This is a genomic window from Shewanella sp. W3-18-1 (assembly GCF_000015185.1).
Lineage (GTDB): Bacteria > Pseudomonadota > Gammaproteobacteria > Enterobacterales > Shewanellaceae > Shewanella > Shewanella putrefaciens.
Window position 1 is genome coordinate 2472120 of the sequence record NC_008750.1, and the last position, 25698, is coordinate 2497817.

Genomic DNA, 25698 nt, shown 5'->3' on the forward strand with positions numbered 1-25698 from the left:
TAATAGTGCAACAGCGCAACTCGATTAAACTGTCTGACCTACCATATTTACAGGGTTTCAAAGTCATTCACATGAATAGCCGCCAGTCTCAACTTATCAGCATGCTGCAACTTTTGCTCTTCATCGGCGGTAATAACACTGGTTTCTAACGCCTTTGCAAACAAGACTAGATTCGGCACTTTTGCGGGTAACTCACCTGCACGCTGTGCTTTTTTCAACTTTTTGTAAATCTCTTTACAAGCATATTGCGCAACAAATGCCTGTTCAACTTCAGCAATGCCGCCCTTATCCCCTTCAAATTCCGGGCATAGGAAAGTAATACGCTCACGTGCAGGACCCGGCTTTAACATACCACTGGCTAATTCCGTTGCCATTTTATCGCTCGGTGCATTGAAGTGATTACCAAGCGGAAAGATTAAAGCACGAAGTAGCCATGACACTGGACGGTTAGGGAAGTTACGAATCGTATCTTCCAACGCTTTAGCCGCTAAGTGCAAGCGATTGGCCATCACATATCGTACCGCAGGCAAATCATCTTGCTGGCGACCATTATCTTCAAATAACTTCAAGGTCGCTGAACCTAAATATAACTGGCTAAGCACATCGCCCATACGTGCAGAAAGCATTTCTTTACGCTTTAAATCACCGCCCATGATCAACATGGATAAATCCGTCATTAAGGCTAAAGCCGATGAAATACGCGACATATCTTTATAATATTGCTTCGTTTCACCGCTGACAGGTGCATTACCGAAGACACTCCCCGTTAATGCATTAACCAAAGCACTAAAGGCATTGCGAGTGGCATAGCCCATATGCCCCATTAAGAGTGAATCGAAACGCTCTAAGGCTTCATGTTGATTTTCCATCGCTGCGGCTTCCATTTCGGCAAGCACGTAAGGATGGCAACGAGTCGCACCTTGACCAAAAATCATCAATGAGCGAGTTAGAATATTCGCGCCTTCCACTGTGATCGAAATTGGGTTGGACATATAAGGGTGACCTAAATAGTTTTTAGGTCCTAATTGAATGCCCTTGCCCGATTGAATATCCATGGCATCGTTCATTACAGAACGGCCTAATTCAGTCATATGGAACTTAGCTATTGCAGTCACAACTGAAGGTTTAACTTTAAGATCAATGCCCGTAGTCGTTAAACGCCTCGCCGCCTCTAATTGATAAGTGTTAGCTATAATACGTGCAAGCGCTTCTTGCACCCCTTCAAACTGGCCAATCGCCATACCAAACTGGTGGCGAACGTAGCTGTAAGCTGTAGTGGTTTTTGTTGCCATATGCCCCGAGGCTGTGGCTAATGCTGGCAGTGAGATACCACGGCCTGCCGATAAACACTCCACCAGCATACGCCAGCCTTTACCCGCAAAATCAGGGCCGCCGATAATCCAGTCTAATGGAATAAATACGTCTTTACCTTGGGTAGTACCGTTCATAAACGCCATGCCCAGCGGATTATGGCGACGCCCTATAACGACACCAGGATGATCTGTTGGGATCAACGCACAGGTAATGCCTAGGTTTTTCTTATCGCCAAGCAAACCTTCAGGATCACGCATTTGAAACGCTAACCCCAAAACGGTGGCTACTGGTGCCAGCGTGATATAACGCTTATCCCATGTGAGCTTAAGCCCAAGCATTTCCTCGCCGTTAAAAGTATCACGACACACAATACCCACATCAGGAATAGCGCCCGCATCACTGCCTGCTTCAGGGCCGGTTAATGCAAAACAAGGAATTTCATCACCTTTTGCTAAAGCAGGTAACCAACGTTCCTTCTGCTCGTTCGTACCATAGTGGGTTAGCAACTCTCCAGGACCTAAAGAGTTTGGCACCATTACAGTTACAGCTGCGCTCACGCTACGGCTGGCTAATTTGCTCACAATGGTCGAATTAGCATAGGCAGAAAACGCTTTACCACCGAATTTTTTCGGAATGATCAGCGCAAAGAAACCTTCTTTCTTAAAGTATTCCCATAACTCGGGCGGTAAATCTTTACGATTATGCACTATGTCGAAATCATCGATCATTGTCAGTGCTGTCATCACTTGATTATCGATAAAATCTTTTTCTTCCGCACTCAGCGTTGGCTTGCCATAGCTATGCAAGATATTCCAGTTAGGGTTACCACGAAATAACTCACCTTCCCACCAGACATCGCCCGCTTCCATTGCTTCACGTTCTGTATCGGATAATGGCGGTAATACTTTTTTAAAAAAGCTAAACACTGGCCGAGTAATAAATTGCATTCTGATATTTTTTACCGCAAACAGCACGACAATCGCTATCAGGGCAAGGATTATAATCGTCAACATAATCAAGACCTTTTATTGAGGTGAAACAGGGACTGACACACCAGCCGCCATATAAGGGATCACTTTACGGATAACCGCTTCGATATCGTTATGCTCGCCAAATTCAGCTTTCGCAATATCATTTAACGCATCAGCAGATGCCATAGTGAATACGATGGTGCCTAGGGTAAAGTGTAAGCGCCAAAACATTTCTGCGGGAGGAATATGTGGCGCACTTGCTGACACAGCACTCACAAAGGTATCTAAATGCTGACCATAGTGGGTCGTGATGAACCAACGTAGGTGCCCTTGACTTTCGATATAGCCACGCCCAAGTAACTGCAGAAAAATCGTCGTGCCTTCCGTTCGTAACTGATTAAGCTCTAACAGCGGCGCGACCAGCGACGATAAAATCTCTTCTAAAGTCGCTTGTGCAGGTATGGCATCTAAGCGTTTAATTTCTGTTGAAGCAGCAGGCATAAACACATCTAAATATCGAGCCAAAACAGCACGGATCAGTTCTTTTTTAGAACCAAAATGATAATTGACTGATGCAAGATTCACTTCCGCTTTGCTGGTAATAAGTCGCAAGGAGGTCTCAGAAAAGCCCCTTTCGGCGAACAGTTTTTCTGCGGCATCAAGTATTCTAGTTTTTGTATCGGATCGACTTGCCATTCCGTGACCTTGGATTAATTTAAAACACTCGTTTAAATTAAACATTGGCAAAGAGGATGTCAAACTAAAAATAATGAAATACCCCCATTGGCCTTAATAAGATCAAAGCACGTAAATTTTATTAATCCCAATGTTAAACAATATCTTTAGATATGGTGATTACCCATATTACCCCTTAGCACAATGAACAGATTAATGGGTATAAGGTCAGTTTAGGTGTTTACTCTTCTCTGCCAGCAGTGAGCATGTTGACCAAAGGGAAAAATAAAGCGTTCATTAACGCCATCCCATCCCTTTGCGATTCGCTTCTCGATTCTCTAGTTTGAGTTGTTCCGATTTAGTCAGCATGACATATAAAGCTCCAGTCCCTCCCTGCTCTGTTTTGGCTGAGTGATAGGCTAAAACCATATCAAGTTGAGATAACCAATGGCAAACGGCTGATTTCAGCAAACCTGCGAAGGGCTTACTTTGATGTCCTTTCCCATGAATTAACATGACACAACGCTCACCGTGGTTCTGTGCCGCTAATAAATAATTCAGAACAGCGTTACGCGCCTGATGTAATCGATAAGCATGAACATCAAGTTCCATTTTTATCGGATATTGTCCAAGGCGTAAACGCTTAAACACCGCACCTTGTACTCCCTCTCGCTTAAATCCCACAACATCATCAGGGGCAAGAACTGGAATAAGACTTAAATCTAGAGGCATACAGGCCAAATAGGTCTCTCGCTGTAATATTTCGCGCCGTTGCAATTGCTCCGCAGTTAGCCCTGTTGGCTGTAAATTAACCACAGGTCTATCCCCTTTTAGTGGCACTACCCCAACCATTTCTTCAAAAAACAGCGCTGTTCCATCTTCGAGCATGGCAAGCACCTCCCGCTATATTGAGTTCAATGCACTTTTATTGTGCAGAAACACACTTTGTAAACATTCAAACCTTTAGTTCACAGTGCGCCTCCATTATAGTGGCGCCATGATTGTCAGATTAGAATAATGTAATGAGATTTTTGCTGCTAGCCCTGATATGCCTATTGTCGCCCCTAAGTTTGGCTAATCCAAATAAAAACCAATCGTTTGAATCTGTAGATCGATTAATTAACGCCAATTATCCACAATTTATCCAAGCATTTACCACATTAGACGCCGAAATTACCCGTGGGATTTATGCTGAAGATACGAGCTATCTTTCTGAAAGCCAAAGTAAAGAAATCTATTATGGCCGAGAAAATATTGTGGGTATTTATCAGAAGTTTTTCGATAAAATCAGGGCTAAAAAAGCACATATCGATGTCGATTTTCGTATTTTAAATCGCAAAATCGTGGATAATAGCGCCATAGATACTGGCTATTATCTAGTGCGGTTTTACCCCGCAGAGGAAACAGGTGAACCTGTGAGTGAATTTGCAGGCAAGTTTGCAATTGGTACTCAAAAAGTGGCAAAAGATCTTTGGCAAATAACGCTAGATACTAATAATCGTGCAGAACCGAGTTTCTATCACAATGCCAAACCGGTGCCGAATTTATACTATGGTCGGCAATTTCCACCTTTGCCTGCTAACAACAAAAAAGTACCCAAGTCTTAATCGGTTACCACATAATTTATTATAAGTAATGACAATGAGCCCAGAATATATCTGCCCATGTGGTACGGGGAAATACTATCGAGACTGCTGCGAGCCACTGCACCTTGATAGCACTTTCGCCCATAGAGCGGAGCAACTCATGCGTTCTCGCTACAGCGCTTTTGCCTTGAAAAAATTTGATTACATAATCAAAACCCAGCACCCTGACTTTCTTGGAGACCTTACCTTAGCCAACCTTAATCTAGGCCCTCACCCACACTGGCTTGGGCTAGATCTGATAGCGAGCGAAGAATTTGTCAATTCAACTGCACTAAAACAAGGTACAGTCACCTTCAAGGCTTGGTATAAACTTGAAGGTGAAATCGATGCAATCTATGAACATTCTGAATTTATTTATCAGGATAACCGTTGGTATTATACCAAGGGTAAACAAATGACGGCCAAACTACCGAGTAGAAATGATCCTTGTATTTGCCATAGTGGTAAAAAATTCAAGCAATGCTGTTTGAATTCCCTCTAATTTATCGGCATTAAGAATCTCTATAATGTGATTGTTGTTTTTATTGAGGTGATATTTATTGCCTAATTTATGCTACCAATGAACCAACATTCAATGTGTCAGTACAGAAGAACGATTTGCTGAAAGTAAAAATTGAGCAAATTCAGGTTCTCTCAGTGCAGGACTGTATAAATATCCCTGAGCCTGATGGCAGCAACTTTTTGCCAAAAAGGCCTCTTGTTCAATGGTTTCGACCCCTTCTGCCGTTAAAGAAATATTCAACGCATTCGCCATAGCGATAATCGCCGAAACAATTTCACGACTTTCACGGCTAATGGTGAGATCGGAAATAAAGGAACGGTCAATTTTCAACTTACTAATGGGGAATTGCTTTAAGTAACGCATCGAGCTATAACCCGTCCCAAAATCATCAATAGCAAGTCCAACACCTAATTCAGCTAACTCTTGACATAATAACGTGGCATGACGGATATCCCCCATCAGCTCTGTTTCAGTAATTTCTAAGATTAAGGTTTTAGGCTTTAAACGATAACGGGTAAGTAATTGCCATACTTGTTCGTATAAATTACCGCTAAAGAACTGCCGTGCAGAGACGTTTACATGCATAGTCAGATCGGCATTATGATGCTGCCAAAGATTGAGTTGCCGACAAGCGGCCTCCAGTACCCAACTACCAATCGCATTGATCATTCCTGACTGCTCAGCAATATCAATAAAAGCACCGGGATATAGAACCCCTTTTTTGGGGTGATGCCAACGGATCAACGCTTCGGCACCGATATAGGTTTGTAATCCAAGATCCCTAAGCGGTTGGTAATAAAGTTCAAATTGACGTCCACGAATGGCACTGTGTAAATCACGCTCTATCTGTGCATCTTCCTTAAAAGCGCTGAGCAAAGTGCTATTAAACACTTGAATCGAAGTACCTTTTTTCTTCTTAGCGTATTGCACTGCAATATCAGCACAGGTAAGTGGCGCAAATAAATTGGCAACGGAGGCAATATCCACCACCGCTAAAGCAGGTTTAGGTTCTATTTGCTCTCGACCGATTAACATTGGCGCTGATAGATGTTGATATAAACGGGTACTGAAATAATCAAGATCATAGACGGCATTATCATCCGTCAACAGCACCACAAACTCATCACTCCCTACACGGGCAATTTCCGTGGCTTTATTGATCTCAGAGAAATGTTTCAAACGGCGCGCAATTTCGATTAATAAACTATCACCATGTTCATGGCCATAGGTATCGTTAAAACGTTTAAAGCCGACAAGATCAACTAATAAGAGCAGCCCTTTACTGGTTCGCTCTAGCACTCGGTTAAAATGACTGCGGTTATGTAATCCCGTTAAACTACAACGCCAAGCAAGCCGCTCTAGTTCTATTTTGTAATTATGCTCATCCGTACTTTCTTCACCGGACACTAAGGCGTAGTGATTCCCTCGTTCAGTAATAAATTGGCTAACCACATACTTAAGCCAATAATAACTGCCATCTGCACGGCGAAATTGTACTTCACCTTTTGCCTGCTCTCCCCTAAAGATTTGTGCGAGCGTTTCCTCTGCGAGTTGGGGATGTTGCTTAAAGAAGGTTAACTCTCGCAAATGACTACCAATGCTTTGCTCACGCGTTAGCCCAGTGATCTCACCATGTGCTTGATTCACATATTCCACTTTTTCAGTATGCAAATTGATCAACATACTCATTTGTTGGGATTGTTCTGTTGCACTGCGAAATAGGCTTAGCCGCTCTTCTTTATCATAAGCGTGTTTTGTGGCAAGGGTTAATGCAAGTTGATCGGCCATCTGACAAGCCAAATGTATCTCACTGTCATGCCAATGGGGTGTAACTTGGGTTCGTTCAATACAGAGAACACCTTCAAGATGTCCATTAATGCGAATTCCCACATCAAGGCAGGAAAATACTTGCCGAGGATTAAAATACACTTGGGATAGTTCACTCAGACGCGGATCGATCAACGTGTTACCCGCATCAATATGACGACGGGTTTTAAGTTCATATAAATAACGAGGGCACGCCTGCAATAATTTAGGTCTATGGATATCTTGCAACATCATAGCGCCAAATTGTGCTACGAGAGATTGACTTTGTTGATCTGGAGAGAACGTCCATACAGAAACTGAAGAAACCGTTAAATTCTGACACAATAACTCTGTCGCTAATTCTGCGGTCTTAGCAAAATCCCCCTGCTGTTTTGCAGTTGAATGCACTAAAGACTCTAATAAATGCTGATGCTGACGTCGCTTCACGCTGATCCCTACAAAACTTCGTGTTGGGTAACTGATTTTTAGCAACAATTAATGCACTTTTTAAAGCACATTAATTGAGCCAATTGAGAATTTTTATGTTGACGCAGATTACACTATCTCACTTAAACACAGCAACATGACGCACAATTTATTACAATTTTGGCAACATTGATGTCGAGCCTAATGCTTTTTAAAGACCATTTTCTAGCTGAAAGATCATTTTTTCCGCACTAACATCAAACACTAACTGTAAACTCATGCCCGTTTCAACCGTGACAAACTTCGCTTGTGTCTTGCCAAAGCGCGCTTTGGCACGCTCAGCCATGTTTTCAGCATCGTCTTTAGCTGATGCACCCGTAAACTGTATTTCTAATACAATATCGTGTTCATCAATCACAGCGCCAATATCGACAAAACTACCGCAATCTGTGCATGTGTCATTTACGGTTGGGGATTGCGCAGCAATAATACCTTTCATTTTGTCTTCCTCTGAATTTGGAGTAATAACAATACCGTTCCACGACATCCGTCGTAAACACCGCTATCGAATAAGTTAAGGTAAAGTGGGTGGTAATTATAGATAATTCGAATCAGATTGACTCGGTTTTAGCTCACGCTTGTGACGTTTGAATCATTTGTCATCTCGAAAAATGGATTACAGCAGCTCAATTTACGCAATGGCTTGAAGAGGGATTAGATTTCGTTGAATGGCTAATTGATCAGCAAAGTGCATAAGTTCAATCTGGGGTGAAGTTAAGCGACCACGCTGACGCAATTGAGTGGTTAAATCACAATTACTCAGAGCTTCAGCCATCGCCATAGGTTCAGCACCACGGATAACTAACGCCTCAGGTTGCAAAGCCTGCTGTAGTTGAAATGCTCTTGCCCCTTGTGTGATAAACACTTGGCTATTATCAACAACAGGCTCAAATAAGGATAAATCTGCCAGTAAGGGCTGCTTAGGTGGTAACTCAAACTGTTGCTGTAATTTTTGAGCTGTATCAAGGTCTTTTTGCCATTGAAACTGCGCCATATCCCTCGCATCAACCGATAATAAAGACAACAGCAGCGCAAACTCACCTCGTCTGTTGTGCTCTATCGCCGCATTTAAGCGGGTGCCAATTTGGGCTTCGTTGACTAAAGGAACATCAATTTGCATAAAAAAACATCATTAAAACAATTCGTTGTTAGTCAATCGACCACTTGAGATATAACTTTAGGAATATTTTTAAGTTGGGTATTTACATGCAAAAGGTTTCTGACTACTATGGCCGCCGCAATTGAGGAGGGGTTCCCGAGTGGCCAAAGGGATCAGACTGTAAATCTGACGGCTCAGCCTTCGAAGGTTCGAATCCTTCTCCCTCCACCATTTGCGTTGAAAGCTAGTTGAGTGAGTTAGTAAAAGTTAAGTAAAAGATATTTGTGGAGGGGTTCCCGAGTGGCCAAAGGGATCAGACTGTAAATCTGACGGCTCAGCCTTCGAAGGTTCGAATCCTTCTCCCTCCACCATCTTATCTTTACTCTCTGCATTCAATCGTTTCAAACTCGTTTTAACACTTAAATCAGGCCAAAATATTTAAGTGAATCTACAAAGTGTATAGAAAATCACGTGGAGGGGTTCCCGAGTGGCCAAAGGGATCAGACTGTAAATCTGACGGCTCAGCCTTCGAAGGTTCGAATCCTTCTCCCTCCACCATTTCTACACATATTTTTTGCTTTGTATCTCTTCTTTCCTCCGTGATATCTTTCTGATTTATATCCACAAATACACTTTTAAAATATTTTTATTCCTTATTTAAATATTGCATTGTTACCTATCTGCAATTTCAATTGATAGCACCATAAAAATTTCGCCCCATAAAATGAGGCGATATTTATCCTAACTTCGCCAAACCTTAGTCAATATCTAAATATTTGTGAGTTTGGATTGATAAGCGCCAATTACGGGCAATACACACTTTCATCGCAAGTTCGGTCGCTCTAGGCTTTTGACTGATCGGCTGTAGGCAAATCGTTTTAGCCGAAATATCGATATCTTGCAGTAACTCATCAAGTTCATCGATGTGATTTTCAGTTGCGATAGGATGCTTAATCTCATTGGCGCGGTTTAGCGCCTGCGCTAATACCGGATAGCCCCCTTTCATGTTCACCTTGGGTGATACTGTCACCCAAGTGTTATCAGCACAATTCACTTCAAAGGTGCCGCTGGTTTCGATTTGAGTCGCAAAGCCTTGACTGTGCAAGGTCTCGGTTAATTCGCGTAAATCGTACATGCAAGGCTCACCGCCGGTGATCACAATATGACGCGCGGTAAACCCTTCGGCATTAAAAGCAGCAATCAAGCTATCCGCCGTATGTTCAGCCCAGCGCCCAATCGTACCATCCACGGTAATGACTTGCTCTGGCGAGACCTTATTGGCTTCAAGCACATCCCATGTCTGTTTCGTATCACACCAAGCACATCCCACTGGACAGCCCTGCAAGCGGACAAATATGGCGGGCACTCCGGTAAAGACACCTTCACCTTGAATGGTTTCAAATACTTCGTTGACTGGGTAGTTCATGCTGGCGTTCCACTTTTCTGGGGCGGCATTTATAGTGGATTTTAGCTTGAGCTGCAAGTTTTTGCGCCAAAGCAGCCCATTTCACCAGTATCCCCAGAGTTTGCAAGCCCTATGGCCTGAGTTACACTAACGCTCTATTGATACCTGTTCTACGGTGAAGTGAAATCCTTTATGTCAACGAGCATATTGCAAAAAACATTCGAGTCAAAAACTGCCACATCCAAAGCCGTGGTTGTCTTCAGTGGCGGACAAGACTCAACAACCTGTCTTATTCAAGCCCTAACCCAGTACGATGAAGTACATGGGATCACCTTTGACTACGGCCAACGTCACCGCGAAGAAATTGAAGTCGCCAAATCCTTAGCAAAACGCTTGAAGATCACCAGCCATAAAGTCATGGATGTGACCTTATTGAATGAGTTAGCGATTTCAGCCCTCACCCGTGATGCGATACCTGTTTCACACGAGTTGATGGAAAATGGCCTGCCCAATACCTTCGTGCCCGGCCGTAATATTTTATTTTTAACGCTTGCGGGTATTTATGCCTATCAGTTAGGGGCTGAAGCGATTATCACAGGCGTGTGTGAAACTGATTTTTCAGGCTACCCTGATTGTCGTAACGATTTTGTCAAAGCGATGGAATCCGCCTTAGTTCAAGGCATGGATAAACAACTAAAAATCATCACGCCTTTGATGTGGCTCAATAAGGCACAAACCTGGGCACTGGCGGATAAATATCAGCAACTCGATCTGGTTCGCCACCATACTCTCACCTGTTATAACGGTGTGATTGGCGATGGCTGTGGTGATTGCCCTGCCTGTCATCTTCGCAAACGTGGATTAGACGACTATCTACAGAATAAAGCGGCGGTTATGGCTGAGCTTGACGCTAGCGAGCCTAAAGCATGATACGCAGTCCCTATTGGGTCGCACTGATGGTGAGTCTTCTTTGTGCGGGTTTGTATGTCGCAGGCTTAGCAAGCCCTGCTGTCGATAACCTACTCGCCTATCGCCGCAGTGCCATTAGTGAGGGGGAATGGTGGCGATTAATCAGTGGAAATTTACTGCACACGAATCAATGGCATCTATTGATGAACCTTGCAGGGCTGTGGGTGGTGCTATTTTTGCACCATTTTCATTATCATCTCAAAGGCTTAAGTGCACTATTTTTCGTGTTATGTTTACTCGAAGGTATAGGCTTGTATTTAGGCTATCCGCAATTGCTTGGTTATGTCGGCTTAAGCGGTATGTTGCATGGCTTGTTCGCCTACGGCGCAGTGCAGGATATTGTCCGTAAGCTGCGCTCAGGCTATCTGCTGCTCGTTGGCGTTATCATCAAGGTCGGTTACGAACAGCTTTATGGTGCCAGCAATGATGTCACCGCCATGATAGGTGCGCGCGTAGCAACCGAGGCGCATTTGGTCGGCTTAATCTGCGGGCTGATTTGCGCTTTAGCGGTGTTTATTAAGCTTAAATTAGAACACTCGAAAGGCACCATTTAGCCCCCATCTGCGGATATTAAAAAGCCGTCGTAGCATGATTGCTAGACGGCTTTTTAATAATGTTAACCGCAATAATATCGCTACGCTTTGATCAACAATTCCCGCAGGTGCTTGACTTCATCACGCATTGCCGCCGCTTGTTCAAACTCTAAGTTGCGCGCATGTTCGTGCATCTTTTTCTCAAGTTGATCGATTTGATGGCTCAACTCTGCCGCATCGGCTTTATGGTAATGGGACTTAGGCTCAGCCACTTTGCCATACACAGCTTTACTGTCGCGGCCATCATCCACATCCATCACATCGGTAATACGCTTAACGACGCCTTTGGGGACTATACCGTTTTTCAAATTATGAGCACGTTGCTTCTCGCGGCGACGGTCAGTTTCCCCTATCGCTTTAGCCATTGAATTAGTGATGCGATCGGCATAGAGGATCACTTTACCATTGACGTTACGTGCAGCGCGGCCAATGGTTTGGATAAGCGAGCGTTCAGAGCGCAAGAAGCCCTCTTTATCAGCGTCTAAAATACACACCAATGACACTTCTGGCATATCTAAGCCCTCACGTAATAGGTTGATGCCGACCAACACATCAAACTTACCTAAGCGCAGATCGCGGATGATCTCAACCCGTTCAACTGTGTCTATGTCCGAATGCAGATAACGCACTTTTACCCCATGTTCGTCGAGGTATTCAGTCAAATCCTCCGACATGCGCTTTGTTAGTGTGGTGACTAACACCCGCTCATTGACCGCGACACGTTTGGCTATTTCAGATAATAAATCATCGACCTGTGTCGCCACAGGGCGTACTTCCAGCTCGGGATCGAGCAATCCTGTAGGCCGGACAACTTGTTCAGCTATCTCTCCTTCACTCTTTTCCAGCTCATAGAGGCTAGGCGTCGCCGACACATAAATCGTTTGCGGCATTAACTGCTCAAACTCTTCAAATTTGAGCGGCCGATTATCTAATGCCGATGGTAATCTAAAGCCATATTCCACTAAGGTGGTTTTACGGGAACGATCGCCTTTATACATAGCGCCAATTTGCGGCACAGTCACATGGGACTCATCAATAATGAGTAAACCATCGGCAGGTAAGTAGTCGAGCAAGGTTGGTGGCCCTTCCCCCGGTGCGCGGCCAGACAAATAGCGCGAGTAGTTTTCAATACCAGAGCAGTAGCCCAATTCGACCATCATCTCCACATCGTATTGCACCCGCTCATGGATCCGCTGGGCTTCAATCAGTTTATTATTATCCAGTAGATACTGTTTACGCTCCCGCAATTCCTCCTTAATTAACTCGGTTGCCTCAAGGATTTTTTCCCTTGGCGTGACATAGTGAGTCTTAGGGTAAACGGTTGTACGTGCGATACGTTTGATGATTTGCCCCGTTAAAGGGTCGAATTCACTTAAACGCTCAATTTCATCATCAAACAGCTCAACCCGAATTGCATAACGATCAGAATCTGCTGGAAAAATATCAATCACTTCACCACGCACGCGAAACGTACCGCGCTGCAATTCAATATCATTACGCGTATATTGCAGCTCACTAAGACGCTTTAACATATCGCGTTGTCCCAGACTGTCACCTTGGCGTAGATGCAACAACATTTTCAAGTAGGAATCGGGATCACCCAAACCATAAATAGCTGACACTGAGGCAATCAGCACTACATCTTTACGTTCTAATAAGGCTTTTGTGGCCGACAAACGCATCTGTTCAATGTGAGCATTAACAGAGGCATCCTTTTCAATAAAAGTATTTGATGCGGGCACATAGGCTTCAGGCTGGTAGTAATCGTAATAAGAGACAAAATACTCAACCGCATTATGGGGGAAAAACTCTTTCATCTCGCCATAAAGCTGCGCTGCCAAGGTTTTATTGGGCGCCATAATAATGGTTGGCCGTCCTAATTTGGCAATGACATTGGCAATCGTAAACGTCTTACCCGATCCCGTGACCCCAAGTAAGGTTTGGCAGGCAAGTCCCGACTCTAAACCATCAACTAACTTTGTAATGGCCGCAGGCTGATCGCCAGCGGGAGCAAATTGCGATTCAAGCTGAAAAACAGATTCTGACACGCGTACATATCCTTTTGGTTAGTCGAGTCATTCTAATCAAGTCGCGAACTAAGCTCCAGCACTTATCCAAATGACGTCACAATCCCAACACCCTCACTAACTTGCTAAGATGACAACTTGATGGAGAAAATATGAAACTTTTATACCACGATAACTCAGGGCTTTAAATGTCGATAAAATGCGCTAAAACTCAGTAGAAATGCCAATTTAATACACAAGAACGGGGTTTTACTATATTACAAAAATGCAACGACATTGAGTCTCGGTAAAAATCACGATTGCTTTTGCTATCAAGTTGATTTTATTGATCTAATTTTTTAACAACCAAAATGGTGCAATTTAAGTCTTTCGCCCACAGCACAAGGCTTTGCCGCTTGTTTTTTCATACCGCCCACAGGGTTATCCACAGAATTTGTTGATAAGTCGAAATAACCTAGCGTCCATGCGGGATTGAGCCCTATTGGCTTGTTCAGCAACAGCAAAGCAACATTTGGTAATAAAATTACATTTGATAAATGTTGCCACTTTTCTAATTTCACAATCTGAAATGATGCCGACTTTATGCGGTGCTACTACAGAGTATTAAAAGTCACTTCACTTAATACCCCGTTATTGTCACTCTGCATCGCCATAAGTTTGTTCGTTGCGTTTATTTACGCTTAAAGCCTACAAATCATCGCGGCAATAAGTGCTATCTTCCGAAAAGATAAGTTAATTATTCAGAAAAATGTCGATTTCTACACCACGATGCACATTAGATGAGCACTTAACAGCATAATTACACTTTTTTTAGTAACTCGAGTTGACTCATCCAACAGAGCGTTTTACTATGCGCTCCGTTCTCAACGAGTCAATATGACCGAGCGAAACGATTCCCCTGTAGTTCAGTCGGTAGAACGGCGGACTGTTAATCCGTATGTCACTGGTTCAAGTCCAGTCAGGGGAGCCATTATTTGCTGGTCGTAAAAATGAGTAAGAACAGGCAGTAAAGTAAAATGTAGATAAACGATTCCCCTGTAGTTCAGTCGGTAGAACGGCGGACTGTTAATCCGTATGTCACTGGTTCAAGTCCAGTCAGGGGAGCCAATTACACTACTTATATTTTTTATTGCCGCTGCATTAAAATGATTCCCCTGTAGTTCAGTCGGTAGAACGGCGGACTGTTAATCCGTATGTCACTGGTTCAAGTCCAGTCAGGGGAGCCAATTTTAATCCTATAAAAGTCGATAGTCATATCGCACCCTCTACTCCCCTGTAGTTCAGTCGGTAGAACGGCGGACTGTTAATCCGTATGTCACTGGTTCAAGTCCAGTCAGGGGAGCCATTTACTGTAAGTGATAAAAAGTCGATAGTCATATCGCATCCTCTACTCCCCTGTAGTTCAGTCGGTAGAACGGCGGACTGTTAATCCGTATGTCACTGGTTCAAGTCCAGTCAGGGGAGCCATTTACAGTAAACTATCAAAAGTCGTATCCCACTAAACCATTCATTCTTTACCTATCCACTCTCAGCAATTCGATTTTGTTTTAAATCAAATGCAGTTACACTGTGATCAGTTTGTTAAATAAAATAATGAGCATCTTCACACAGAGTATGGTGTTGAACAAAAACTCACCCAATAGACTGTTGCAAGACTCGCCTGAAGTGAGAGCGGATTTATATGACCATGTCAAAATCATATCCAGTCTTTTTATTACTGATCTTTTTAGCATTATTTGCTGGCGTTTTTCAAAATGAAAATAGCCAATTGCAAATCCAGCAGCAACAAGAGCTCGAACGCTTCAAAAGGGATTTAACGGCTTACTCCCAATGGCAAGGCAGTGGTAAAGATCTTTTTAACGCCTTATCAATCAAGTATCCATTTCAATTTTTTCAGTATATTAATGATACTGATGGTGAGCTAAATCATACCGAAGGTAGCCTTACATCTGACAATGCACATCCATTGGCTGGATTATTCTCCGTCGATTTATCCCATACCCAGAAATTAGCCACAGGCCGATTGCAGGTCAAACTCAGTGCGAACGCACAAATAGCTCAATCTATCTCAAATACAGAAAAACTCGGGTTAATGTTGTTGCTGAGCTTCATCATTCTGCTGGCCATTTTTACGTTTTTAATGGCAAAACTCAAAACGTCGATTCAATATGCCGCCGATTATGTCTCACATATTTCCGATATGAGCTTTTCCGCACTCGCCGCCTCTAAACTCAATGGCGAATTAAATCCGCTTAAGCAGGCATTAGAAGATTGCCGTCATCAGCTTAAAGTACAGCTTGACACTCTCACACAAGAAAATGAGAAACTGCATAAAGTCGCCTATCAGGATCCAATTACCGGCTTTGCTAGTCGACCACGCTTCACAAATAAACTTGAAACCATCAATAATCCTGATATCCCTCAATTTGGATTGATGGTCATGGTTAAAGCAACCGAACTTGCCAATATCAATCAACACCAAGGACGTTCTGCGGGAGATGATTATTTAGCCCGAGTAGCCAACTGTATCCGTAAAACCTGTACTAAATACCCTGACGCACAATGTTACCGAGTGTCCAGCGCTGATTTTGCCGTATTTATACCAGATACAGTGCTTAAAGATGGGCCAAAATTTTTAGATGAGTTAAAAGTGTATCTTGATGAATATCAGCAAATGACCAAAACGGAATCTGTTGCTCATATAGGTTTAGTCCCCTATCAACAGGGTGTAGAGGCTATTCATTTACTGACCCTTGCCGATACGGCGGTCAGTATTGCACAAACATTGGGCCCTAATAGTTACCATATTCAAGAAAAACTCGATGGTAATGAGCAATTTGGTGATGATCGTTGGAAACTTGCCATCCATGACTTAATTAGTCGTAAGGCTCTTAAATTCTATCAACAACCCATCCAACCCTGCCGCACTGAAGTCGAGGTTTACCGCGAACTGTTAGCCCGTTTTTATAACAGTGAAGGTAAGTTTCTGCCGACAACCACTGTGATTGCTATGGCTGAGCGCCATGGAATGAGCACAGAGTTAGATAAATTAGTGGTGATCAGTGCATTAAAGATGCTTAAGGAAAATCCAACCATCAATGGCAATTTTGGGGTAAACATTAGTGCTTTTTCAGCCCACCAAGAACTCTTTGTCGGGTGGCTAAAAGATATTTTAGGCAAACAAAAATATATTGCTTCTCGCTTAGTATTTGAGATTAACGAATCAGGTATGCAATCCAATTTAGGCGCAAGCCACAAGTTTGTGCGTGACGTGCATAGCGTGGGTTCTCGAGTCTCTATTGAGCGTTTTGGCATGAGCTTCACTTCCTTTAAATTCTTCAGTGAGGTACGCCCCGACTACATTAAGCTTGATGGTAGCTACACTTCAAATATCGATGAAGATAACAATAATAAATTTTTCGTTCGTATGATGGTCGACGTGGCAAGGCGAATAGGTATCAGAGTGATTGCAACCAGTGTTGAGCGACAAGAAGAAAAACTGACCCTAGAAAAACTCTTAGTCGATGGTCTTCAAGGCTATTATATTGCTCAGCCCCAAGCGATCACTAGCAGAGATCAAATTTAGTTAAGATATCGGTGAATTCATCAGCATTCTTTACAGTAAAGATGCTTAACCCTGCATTCTATATGTTGTTTATGCAAACGGAAAAGTCGATAATACGGCCAAGATCCGTTTAGACAAGTATAGAGATGACTGAATATCTCCTGTTGTTGATCAGCACTGTACTGGTCAACAATTTCGTTTTAGTGAAATTCTTAGGTTTATGTCCTTTCATGGGGGTCTCCAGTAAATTGGAGTCCGCTATTGGTATGTCTATGGCAACCACTTTTGTGTTGACCTTAGCCTCCATCCTCAGTTACCTAGTAAATCAATACCTATTATTGCCCTTTGATCTGAGCTACTTACGCACGATGAGTTTTATTTTAGTCATTGCTGTTGTAGTGCAATTTACTGAAATGGTGGTGCAAAAAACCAGTGCAGCCCTGCACCGAGCGTTGGGAATTTATCTGCCACTCATCACCACCAACTGTGCTGTATTGGGTGTCGCCCTGTTGAACGTGAACGAAAAGCACGATTTTATTCAATCGGCTATCTATGGCTTTGGTGCTGCGTTAGGCTTCTCATTAGTGTTAATTCTCTTCTCGGCGATGCGCGAACGTTTAGCCGCAGCCGATGTACCCTTGCCATTTAAGGGCGGCGCAATTGCCATGATTACCGCAGGTTTAATGTCCCTTGCCTTTATGGGATTCACAGGATTGGTTAAGTAGTATGTCCACCATTTTAATCGCTGTCATATTATTGACCCTGTTGGCATTGGTCTTTGGGGTATTACTCGGTTTTGCCGCCCTTAAATTTAAGGTTGAAGGTAACCCGATTGTCGATGAACTCGAAGCCATTCTGCCACAAACCCAATGTGGTCAATGTGGTTACCCAGGTTGTCGTCCTTATGCCCAGGCCATCGCCAATGGCGACAAAGTCAACAAATGCCCTCCAGGCGGCACAGCCACAATGGAGAAACTAGCCAATTTGATGGGTGTTGAGCCTGAGCCTCTCAATGCCGAAGCACAATCGCAGGTCAAAAAAGTCGCTTTTATTCGTGAGGATGAGTGTATTGGCTGCACTAAGTGTATTCAGGCCTGTCCCGTGGATGCCATTATCGGTGCAGGTAAATTAATGCATACCGTGCTCACCACAGATTGCACAGGTTGTGACCTCTGTGTTGAACCCTGCCCTGTCGATTGTATTGATATGATCCCCGTAACCCAAAATCTTAAAAATTGGAATTGGCGTTTAAATGCCATTCCAGTGACGCTGCTCCAAGAGACTGGGGATAACGAGACAATGTTAGAAGAGGAAAAGCGGTGCTAACTTTATTAGATCAATTAGATAAAGGAACCCTTTGGCGCTCGCATGGTGGTATACACCCTCCAGAAGTCAAATTTCTCTCAAATGGCACTCCTATAGCAACACTGCCATTAGCAAAAACCTATTTAGTCCCTATACCTCAGGTGGGGGAAAATTGCACACTTGCGGTAAAGCTCGGCGATAAAGTGTTAAAAGGCACGCCATTAACTCAAGGCCCCTCTATTTGGCATTTACCTGTACATGCGCCGACATCAGGTACTATCGTTGCTATTGAGCCAAGAGCCAGCAACCATGCCTCAGCCCTCCCCGTTAATACGTGCGTTATCGAAGCCGATGGGAAAGATACTTGGTGCGAATTAGCCTCCAACGATCTCGATAGCCTAAGCCATCAGCAAATTATCGATAAAATACATCAAGCGGGTGTTGCGGGTATGGGCGGCGCGGCTTTTCCGAGTCATATCAAACTCAATCCCGCGAGCGAAATTGATTTAGTCATTATCAATGGTGTTGAGTGTGAGCCTTATATCAGCTCAGATGACAGATTAATGCGCGAATACAGCCAAGATATTCTGGCAGGTATTGGGATTATTTATCGGTTATTAACACCCAAACGTATCGTTATCGCCATTGAAGATAATAAGCCTGAAGCGATCAAGGCCATGCAAATGGCTGTAGCGCAAAGTGCGCTACCGACAGGCAGTACTCGAGTTACCGTTATCCCCACCAAATATCCTTCAGGCGGTGAAAAACAGCTTATTCAGATTATTACTGGCCGTGAAGTACCCTCAGGAGCTATACCCGCCAAACTCGGTATCGTTGTTCATAACGTCGGCACAGCCTTTGCCATACATCAAGCCGTTGTCCAAAATAAACCGCTGGTTGAGCGCGTTGTCACAGTGACAGGTAAAAATGTGGGTAAACCTGGTAACTATTGGTTGCCAATTGGAACCCCCGTTGAGCATGTGCTCATGCAAACCGAGTTTAAACCTGAAGCAGAGCAAAAGATCATCGTTGGTGGGCCTATGATGGGCCATGCACTACCGACCATTAATGTACCTATTTTAAAAGGTACTAACTGTATTTTGGTGCCGAGTAATCAAGAGATTGGGGTGACACCAGAGGAAAAAGCGTGTATTCGCTGCGGCGAGTGCGCCAATGTCTGCCCTGCACTGCTATTACCACAACAACTCTTTTGGCACGCAAAAGCCGAAGAATATGATAAGGCTGCCAGTTTTAACCTAAAAGATTGTATTGAATGTGGTTGCTGTAGTTATGTCTGCCCGAGTGATATTCCTTTAGTCGAATATTACCGTATTGCCAAATCAGCCTTAAAACAAACTGCCGATGAAAAGCAACAGGCAGAACGTGCCAAACACCGTTTTGAAGCACGTTTGGCTCGTCTAGAAGAAGAAAAGCTCGCCCGCGAAGCCAAAGCAAAAGAAGCCGCAGAGCGTCGTCAGGCAACGATGACGGGCACAGATAAAAATGCCGTTGCTGAAGCGATCGCACGTATTGCAGCCAAAAAAGCCGCTGCGACGCAGGCACCCAGTGAGACTGCAATAGCCCCCACTGCCGTGGTCGAAGTACCAAGGGAAAAGGCAGCCGTTGCCGCAGCAATTGCCCGTGCCAAAGCCAAGAAAGCCGCCGCGGCCACAGCTTCTCAAGTTATTGATGATGAACCGGATTCATCTATGGAAACCGAGCAAGCCGAGCCTTTATCGCAAAAAGATAAAGTTGCGGCCGCCATTGCTCGGGCCAAAGCGAAAAAGGCGACGATGAAAGCCGACTCGGATGTTAACGAGGATATTGATGCCGCTGAAGTCGACGCCGAAAAGCGGGTTACTGGATCCGCAGCTAGTACTGAGGTGGATGATAAAAAGGCCAAAATCGCCGCGGCCGTCGCCCGTGCTAAAGCCAAGAAAGCGAACCAGCAAAGTGGCATCGTAAGCGAAGATCAAACGCCAGCAGTTCAAGCACCTGAGGATCAAGCGACAAAAACTCCAGTAGTGAATACGCCTGTCGCCGAGCCAGAGTCAAGCACTGTTACACCGAGTCCTGAGGATGATAAAAAAGCCAGAGTTGCGGCAGCCGTTGCCCGGGCTAAAGCCAAAAAAGCGGCCGCCCAAGCCGATTCGAGTGAGGTTGCTGAAGTTCAGCCAAAGCTAGAGGCAGAATCAGCTCAGCCAAGTGATACGCCGCTTAAGCCTGAACCCATTACTGAGCTTAGATCAGAACTTAGCTCAGAACTCAGCTCAGAGCCGAGTCATCAACTCAGTCCCGAAGATGAGAAAAAGGCTAAAATCGCTGCAGCCGTTGCCCGTGCAAAAGCGAAAAAAGCGGCAAGGGCCGTGGATGCGACAAGTGATTCAAATGAATAACATAATTAACATAAGAATCAGCAACTTAACGGTTAACGACTCAAGATTAGATAAAAGGGAACAGAATGGCGTTTAAAATAGCCTCATCACCCCATGTAACACGAAATCTGCATACTTCAACTGTGATGCAGCGGGTGATTTTATGTTTACTGCCAGGCCTTGTGGTGCAGTGCGCCTTTTTTGGTTGGGGCACGCTCGTTCAAGTGCTACTAGCAATTATCGTCGCATTAAGTGCTGAAGCTGTGGTAATGAAACTGCGTCAGCGCAGTATCAAAGCCAGCTTAAGTGATAACAGTGCCATGCTGACCGCGATCTTGATTGGTGTTGCGATTCCCCCACTCGCCCCTTGGTGGATGATCGTTATTGGGACAGCTTTTGCTATCATCATCGTCAAACACCTTTACGGCGGTTTAGGCCATAACTTGTTTAATCCAGCCATGGCCGCTTATGTACTACTGCTAATTTCCTTTCCAGTGCAAATGACCACTTGGATTGCTCCAAGCACAGTTGCCATGCACTCGCCGAGTGTGCTTGATAGCTTGCAGCTTATTTTCAATATCGGTGCCAATGTGAATATGGACCAATTTCGCCTAGGCATTGACGGTGTAGCCATGGCAACACCGCTTGATACCCTAAAAACCGATTTATCCATGGGATTAACCCGCACAGAAAGTATGACAAAAGCCATTTTTGATGGCGCTACGGGTGTAGGTTGGTTTTGGGTCAATTTAGCTTATCTTGCTGGCGGTTTAGTGCTGCTCAAACTTAAGGCGATTCGCTGGCATATTAGCACTGGCGTATTAGCAGGGCTCTTTATCGCTTCGAGTGTCGGTTTTTTACTGTCACCCGATACTCAAGGCAGCCCATTATTCCATCTATTTTCTGGCGCAACCATGTTAGCGGCATTTTTTATTGCGACGGATCCTGTCACCGCCGCAACGAGTCCCCGTGGTCGAATTATCTTCGGGACGTTAATAGGTATATTGGTCTATATCATTCGCACTCAAGGTGGCTACCCTGATGCTTTCGCCTTTGCCGTATTACTGGCAAACCTTTGTGCTCCCTTTATTGACTATTACGTTCGTCCACGTAGCTACGGTCATTCAGCGGGCTAGGCCTTTGTGTTAAGCATCAAGTGATGCTTGAAGAAAGACTCTTGAGGAAAGAAATTGAATAATCCAATGATTAAAAATGGACTGTTACTCGCTCTGTTTGCCCTGCTCTGCACTGGCTTAGTCGCAGTGGTTAATGAACAGACCTTAGATAAAATTAAAGAGCAAGAACAGCAAGAATTGATGAAAGTGTTACATCAATTGATCCCGGATGACATCCACGACAATGAGCTCACTGCACAATGTACTTTGCTGCAGGATAGAGCGGCGTTAGGCACTGAAAATCCAATGCCTGCCTATATTGCGACCAATGCGGGTCAACCAGTTGCAATTGCGCTGGAGGCTATCGCTCCCGATGGTTATAACGGTAATATTAAACTGATTGTGGGGATAAACACCCAAGGTGAAGTTCTTGGTGTTCGCACCCTATCACACCAAGAAACGCCAGGACTTGGTGATAAAATCGATCTGCGTAAATCCGATTGGGTGATGCAATTTATGGGTAAACGCCTGAACGCTGAGGATGACAAACAATGGCTGGTGAAAAAAGATGGCGGGGATTTCGATCAATTTACCGGTGCCACCATCACACCACGCGCCTATGTTAACGCGGTTAAGCGTGCAGTATGGTACTTTAACAATAACCAAGCACAAATTTTCAGTCAGCCACTGAATTGTGAGATAAAACATGACTAATTATCGCGAAATTGCTTGGCAAGGTCTGTGGAAAAATAACCCCGGCTTAGTACAACTATTAGGCCTATGCCCGCTCCTTGCTGTCACAGCAACCATAACCAATGCCCTAGGGCTAGGTGTAGCCACTATGTTAGTGCTAATAGGCTCTAATATTCTTGTGTCACTTGTACGCGACTATGTGCCTAAAGAAATCCGTATTCCCGTATTTGTGATGATCATCGCCGCGCTAGTCACCACAGTTCAGTTGCTCATCAATGCCTATGCCTATGGTCTGTATTTATCCCTTGGGATCTTCCTGCCGCTAATTGTAACGAACTGCATCATCATTGGCCGCGCCGAGGCATTTGCCTCACGTAACAATGCCTTTAGCGCCGCCTTCGATGGTTTAATGATGGGGCTAGGGTTTACCTTAGTGCTCGCCGTTCTTGGGGCAACACGGGAATTATTAGGTCAAGGCACACTATTTGATGGCGCCGATCAATTGCTAGGCCCTTGGGCTAAATCCTTAACTATTCATGTATGGCAAGTGGATACCCCCTTTTTACTCGCTATGCTGCCACCCGGCGCTTTTATTGTGATGGGCTTATTGATTGCATTGAAGAATGTAATTGATAAAAAACTCAAAGAACACCAACCACAAGTCGCCACCGAGCCAAGTGTGACACGCGCACGGATCACTAAGGTCAGTTAACGAAGAATAGTGAATATGAATCAAGCAAAACGTATCCAGATCCTCACTCGTCTTCGTGATAACAATCCGAAACCCGAAACTGAGCTCAACTTTACTAGTCCTTTTGAGTTATTAGTCGCGGTAACCCTCTCAGCACAAGCGACCGATGTGAGCGTGAATAAGGCGACAGATAAACTGTTTCCTGTCGCCAATACTGCCCACAGCATTTATGCCCTAGGGGTTGAGGGATTAAAGGAATATATCAAGACCATTGGCCTTTATAACAACAAAGCCGTTAATGTGATCAAAGCCTGCGAGATCTTAATCGAGAAGTACAATGGTGAAGTGCCAGAAGATAGAGAAGCCCTTGAAGCACTACCTGGTGTGGGCCGAAAAACCGCGAACGTGGTGCTCAATACCGCCTTTGGCTGGCCGACCATTGCCGTAGATACTCATATTTTTCGTCTTGCCAATCGCACTAAATTTGCCCCCGGTAAAAACGTGGTCGAAGTAGAAGAACGGATGCTAAAAGTTGTGCCGGATGAGTTTAAAGTGGATGTACATCATTGGTTTATTCTGCACGGCCGCTACACATGCTTAGCACGAAAGCCACGCTGTGGCAGTTGCATTATTGAGGATTTGTGTGAGTTTAAAGAGAAGGTTTATCCCGAAGAATAAACCTATTGAACAGACAATCCCATTACACATGGAATTGTCTGTTTAAAATGCTAAATCAGCAACGCTTCCGGTATTGGCCACTTTGCCACGAGCCACTCCCCTTGCCATGTTTGAATAGAGATCCATAAACTATCACTCGATGACAGTTTTGCCCCCGCAATGGCATGCACATGTTGTCCATATTTACTGCCATGGAGCACACCATTTTCCCCTTGTTGTAGCTGGCTAATTGGTAATGCCTCAGGCCCAATATTGGCATAACCTTGTCGAATTAGCCTTGTCTCCCCTTTTTCAAAAATCAACATAAAATCCTTCACATATTCATCGTGATGTTGATAAGGAGCCTTCATATTCAATGGCATAGGCGCAATTTTAAACTCACCTAATTCCTGTGCCTGCCATGCGGGAGGAAAGTTCGGTGTTAATGATTGGTACAAGAATAAAAATGGCAAGACTAAGATCAATCCATTTAATTTATATTTATTCTTTTGCCAAAACAGTGCTCGATTAAACGCCATTAGCGAATCTCCCCTAACATATCGGCAGCTAAGTCATCAGATCCTGCTTTTTTAAAGGCTCTGACATGACGTAATCCCCACATCATAAAGCCCGTAATTGACATACCCGACAAAATTAAACCAAACACAAACCAAATAAACTTGGTCCAAATTCCCCCAATCGTGCCGTAGTGCAGCGGATCGGCAATGTGCATGATGGTTTGCATGCCCGTCATGGTTTCGGGTGATGATGCTTTCGCTATTTCCCCCGTCCAAGGATTAATACTCAGGCTATAGGAATGTTGGTCATAAAAAATATGATCACCACTACCGCTAAGGTGATACATATCCCGGTTATGCTCTGGCAGCATCACATAACTAGGTTGAAAATCAGGGAAACGCTCCTTTGCAATCATAAGAGCTTGATTAAGTGATACCGCAGGAATGGGTATAGTTGTCTCTCCCTCTTTAAGCAAGGGAACTTGCTCCGCCACAATTAACGGCGCATGAGGCTCGATATCAATATCAGCATGCCAAAAAACAGCTTGGACTAAATACCATAATCCTGTTGCACTCATAATGGCGATAAACCAAATTGACCAAACACCAGATAATTTGTGTAAATCCGCTAGCAGTGTTTTTTTCCCTTGCGTAATACGCACTTTAGGTGCCAAAAAACTACGCCAAAACCGCTTATAAACAATTAATCCGGTAATTAAAGACGCCAGCATCAATACCGCCATAGAGCAGACAAGGTAATACCCTACGCTATAACTACCAGGCCATGGAAATAATAACCAACCATGTAATGAACGCATAAAACCAATAAAAGTCAGCCCTTCGTTAATTTGCTGAACGTCACCCGTGTATTGATTCACATAAGCAATTGCATAGGGTTTATCCACATCGGTAAACATCACTGCATTGACAAGATAAGGCTCGAAGGTCATAGCCCCACTGATTTCTGCTGTAGGATGAGCCTTTTTTACCGCCGCCATTAATTCATCAACCGACTTTGCTGGCAAATTGTTTGGATTAACGGCGCGGGATGCAGGATTAGTGAGCCACGTCAGTTCGTGGCTAAGTACTGCAATCGTCCCCGTTAAACAGATAAAACTAAATAACAACCAGATTGGGAGTGATACCCAACCATGCAACATAAACCAAAATCGGTTACTAACCTTCGCCATATGTGATTATCCCAACACTTTTACAATTTGGTGAGTGTAAATGTAATACGAATTGTTATCAATACGGTGTATTGATAATTGTTTTCAATTAGAATG

At 44.1% G+C, this 25698-nt stretch carries 23 protein-coding genes and 8 tRNA genes; 20 read left to right on the top strand and 11 right to left on the bottom strand.

Features of this window, described 5'->3' with window-relative positions:
* Positions 1-47 precede the first annotated feature (47 nt).
* The 3 genes from SPUTW3181_RS11135 to smrA all read right to left on the bottom strand — a co-directional run bounded on the left by SPUTW3181_RS11135 (position 48) and on the right by smrA (position 3848).
* Positions 48-2327 (bottom strand): acyl-CoA dehydrogenase, encoded by a 2280-nt coding sequence (locus tag SPUTW3181_RS11135; RefSeq protein ID WP_011789443.1) that lies wholly within the window; start codon positions 2325-2327, stop codon positions 48-50.
* Positions 2328-2339: 12 nt separating this feature from the next.
* Positions 2340-2981 (bottom strand): TetR/AcrR family transcriptional regulator, encoded by a 642-nt coding sequence (locus SPUTW3181_RS11140; RefSeq protein WP_011789444.1) that lies wholly within the window; start codon positions 2979-2981, stop codon positions 2340-2342.
* Positions 2982-3257: 276 nt separating this feature from the next.
* Complete coding sequence (gene smrA / locus SPUTW3181_RS11145) at positions 3258-3848, bottom strand: DNA endonuclease SmrA (RefSeq protein ID WP_011789445.1); 591 nt, start codon at positions 3846-3848, stop codon at positions 3258-3260.
* A 134-nt stretch (positions 3849-3982) separates the two neighbouring features.
* Between smrA and SPUTW3181_RS11150 the strand changes: the two genes are divergently transcribed.
* Together SPUTW3181_RS11150 and SPUTW3181_RS11155 are read left to right on the top strand one after the other, a co-directional pair.
* The gene (locus tag SPUTW3181_RS11150; RefSeq protein ID WP_011789446.1) at positions 3983-4567 is read left to right on the top strand and encodes a hypothetical protein; all 585 of its coding nucleotides are present in this window, start codon (positions 3983-3985) and stop codon (positions 4565-4567) included.
* Positions 4568-4601: 34 nt separating this feature from the next.
* A complete protein-coding gene (locus SPUTW3181_RS11155) occupies positions 4602-5087 on the top strand; it encodes a YchJ family protein (RefSeq protein WP_196776119.1) in 486 nt (161 codons plus the stop codon).
* Between the two features lie 90 nt (positions 5088-5177).
* Here the strand turns inward: SPUTW3181_RS11155 and SPUTW3181_RS11160 are convergent, their stop codons facing one another.
* From SPUTW3181_RS11160 to SPUTW3181_RS11170, 3 genes are all read right to left on the bottom strand, one after another.
* The gene (locus tag SPUTW3181_RS11160; protein ID WP_011789448.1) at positions 5178-7361 is read right to left on the bottom strand and encodes an EAL domain-containing protein; all 2184 of its coding nucleotides are present in this window, start codon (positions 7359-7361) and stop codon (positions 5178-5180) included.
* Between the two features lie 190 nt (positions 7362-7551).
* A complete protein-coding gene (locus tag SPUTW3181_RS11165; protein ID WP_014610648.1) occupies positions 7552-7839 on the bottom strand; it encodes a DUF406 family protein in 288 nt (95 codons plus the stop codon).
* Positions 7840-8031: 192 nt separating this feature from the next.
* Positions 8032-8520 carry a VC2046/SO_2500 family protein gene (locus SPUTW3181_RS11170; RefSeq protein ID WP_011789450.1) on the bottom strand — a complete coding sequence of 163 codons (489 nt, stop codon included), beginning with the start codon at positions 8518-8520 and terminating at the stop codon, positions 8032-8034.
* A 125-nt stretch (positions 8521-8645) separates the two neighbouring features.
* Between SPUTW3181_RS11170 and SPUTW3181_RS11175 the strand changes: the two genes are divergently transcribed.
* The 3 genes from SPUTW3181_RS11175 (at position 8646) to SPUTW3181_RS11185 (ending at position 9057) form a co-directional block, all read left to right on the top strand.
* Positions 8646-8730, top strand: a tRNA-Tyr gene (locus tag SPUTW3181_RS11175).
* A 55-nt stretch (positions 8731-8785) separates the two neighbouring features.
* A tRNA-Tyr gene (locus tag SPUTW3181_RS11180) sits at positions 8786-8870 on the top strand.
* 102 nt (positions 8871-8972) lie between these two features.
* Positions 8973-9057 (top strand) — tRNA-Tyr (locus SPUTW3181_RS11185).
* A 199-nt stretch (positions 9058-9256) separates the two neighbouring features.
* Here the strand turns inward: SPUTW3181_RS11185 and queE are convergent.
* Positions 9257-9925 carry a 7-carboxy-7-deazaguanine synthase QueE gene (gene queE, locus SPUTW3181_RS11190; protein WP_011789451.1) on the bottom strand — a complete coding sequence of 223 codons (669 nt, stop codon included), beginning with the start codon at positions 9923-9925 and terminating at the stop codon, positions 9257-9259.
* A gap of 171 nt (positions 9926-10096) precedes the next feature.
* On the opposite strand from queE, the gene queC reads away from it, so the two are divergent.
* Positions 10097-10834 carry a 7-cyano-7-deazaguanine synthase QueC gene (queC, locus tag SPUTW3181_RS11195; protein ID WP_011789452.1) on the top strand — a complete coding sequence of 246 codons (738 nt, stop codon included), beginning with the start codon at positions 10097-10099 and terminating at the stop codon, positions 10832-10834.
* Positions 10831-11427 (top strand): rhombosortase, encoded by a 597-nt coding sequence (gene rrtA / locus SPUTW3181_RS11200; protein WP_014610650.1) that lies wholly within the window; start codon positions 10831-10833, stop codon positions 11425-11427. Before queC ends, rrtA begins: the two co-directional genes overlap by 4 nt.
* Positions 11428-11507: 80 nt before the next feature.
* On the opposite strand, the gene uvrB is transcribed toward rrtA, so the two are convergent.
* Both uvrB and SPUTW3181_RS11210 read right to left on the bottom strand, forming a co-directional pair.
* Complete coding sequence (gene uvrB / locus SPUTW3181_RS11205; RefSeq protein ID WP_011789454.1) at positions 11508-13514, bottom strand: excinuclease ABC subunit UvrB; 2007 nt, start codon at positions 13512-13514, stop codon at positions 11508-11510.
* 317 nt (positions 13515-13831) lie between these two features.
* On the bottom strand, positions 13832-14053 hold the full coding sequence (locus SPUTW3181_RS11210; protein WP_025008738.1) for a hypothetical protein: 222 nt from the start codon (positions 14051-14053) through the stop codon (positions 13832-13834).
* A 334-nt stretch (positions 14054-14387) separates the two neighbouring features.
* Between SPUTW3181_RS11210 and SPUTW3181_RS11215 the strand changes: the two genes are divergently transcribed.
* The 13 genes from SPUTW3181_RS11215 to nth all read left to right on the top strand — a co-directional run bounded on the left by SPUTW3181_RS11215 (position 14388) and on the right by nth (position 23915).
* A tRNA-Asn gene (locus SPUTW3181_RS11215) sits at positions 14388-14463 on the top strand.
* A gap of 61 nt (positions 14464-14524) precedes the next feature.
* A tRNA-Asn gene (locus tag SPUTW3181_RS11220) sits at positions 14525-14600 on the top strand.
* 43 nt (positions 14601-14643) lie between these two features.
* Positions 14644-14719 (top strand) — tRNA-Asn (locus SPUTW3181_RS11225).
* Between the two features lie 43 nt (positions 14720-14762).
* A tRNA-Asn gene (locus tag SPUTW3181_RS11230) sits at positions 14763-14838 on the top strand.
* Positions 14839-14884: 46 nt separating this feature from the next.
* Positions 14885-14960: transfer RNA gene (locus tag SPUTW3181_RS11235), tRNA-Asn, on the top strand.
* A 214-nt stretch (positions 14961-15174) separates the two neighbouring features.
* Complete coding sequence (locus SPUTW3181_RS11240) at positions 15175-17079, top strand: GGDEF domain-containing protein (protein ID WP_011789455.1); 1905 nt, start codon at positions 15175-15177, stop codon at positions 17077-17079.
* A 125-nt stretch (positions 17080-17204) separates the two neighbouring features.
* On the top strand, positions 17205-17783 hold the full coding sequence (gene rsxA / locus SPUTW3181_RS11245; RefSeq protein WP_006081543.1) for an electron transport complex subunit RsxA: 579 nt from the start codon (positions 17205-17207) through the stop codon (positions 17781-17783).
* Between the two features lies 1 nt (position 17784).
* Positions 17785-18384: an electron transport complex subunit RsxB gene (gene rsxB / locus SPUTW3181_RS11250; protein WP_011789456.1), complete on the top strand. Its 600-nt coding sequence runs from the start codon at positions 17785-17787 to the stop codon at positions 18382-18384.
* Positions 18378-20759, top strand: coding sequence for an electron transport complex subunit RsxC (gene rsxC / locus SPUTW3181_RS11255; RefSeq protein WP_011789457.1), 2382 nt, complete (start codon positions 18378-18380; stop codon positions 20757-20759). The genes rsxB and rsxC overlap by 7 nt, the downstream gene beginning before the upstream one ends.
* 65 nt (positions 20760-20824) lie before the next feature.
* The gene (rsxD, locus tag SPUTW3181_RS11260) at positions 20825-21874 is read left to right on the top strand and encodes an electron transport complex subunit RsxD (protein ID WP_011789458.1); all 1050 of its coding nucleotides are present in this window, start codon (positions 20825-20827) and stop codon (positions 21872-21874) included.
* Between the two features lie 54 nt (positions 21875-21928).
* Positions 21929-22567, top strand: a complete 639-nt coding sequence (rsxG, locus tag SPUTW3181_RS11265; protein WP_083758263.1) for an electron transport complex subunit RsxG — start codon at positions 21929-21931, stop codon at positions 22565-22567.
* Positions 22560-23258 (top strand): electron transport complex subunit E, encoded by a 699-nt coding sequence (locus tag SPUTW3181_RS11270; RefSeq protein ID WP_011789460.1) that lies wholly within the window; start codon positions 22560-22562, stop codon positions 23256-23258. Before rsxG ends, SPUTW3181_RS11270 begins: the two co-directional genes overlap by 8 nt.
* Positions 23259-23273: 15 nt before the next feature.
* The gene (gene nth, locus SPUTW3181_RS11275; RefSeq protein WP_011789461.1) at positions 23274-23915 is read left to right on the top strand and encodes an endonuclease III; all 642 of its coding nucleotides are present in this window, start codon (positions 23274-23276) and stop codon (positions 23913-23915) included.
* A 50-nt stretch (positions 23916-23965) separates the two neighbouring features.
* Here nth and SPUTW3181_RS11280 read toward each other — a convergent pair whose 3' ends face one another.
* Positions 23966-24433, bottom strand: coding sequence for a hypothetical protein (locus SPUTW3181_RS11280; RefSeq protein ID WP_011789462.1), 468 nt, complete (start codon positions 24431-24433; stop codon positions 23966-23968).
* On the bottom strand, positions 24433-25602 hold the full coding sequence (locus SPUTW3181_RS11285; RefSeq protein WP_011789463.1) for a PepSY-associated TM helix domain-containing protein: 1170 nt from the start codon (positions 25600-25602) through the stop codon (positions 24433-24435). The genes SPUTW3181_RS11280 and SPUTW3181_RS11285 overlap by 1 nt, the downstream gene beginning before the upstream one ends.
* Between the last annotated feature and the right edge of the window lie 96 nt (positions 25603-25698).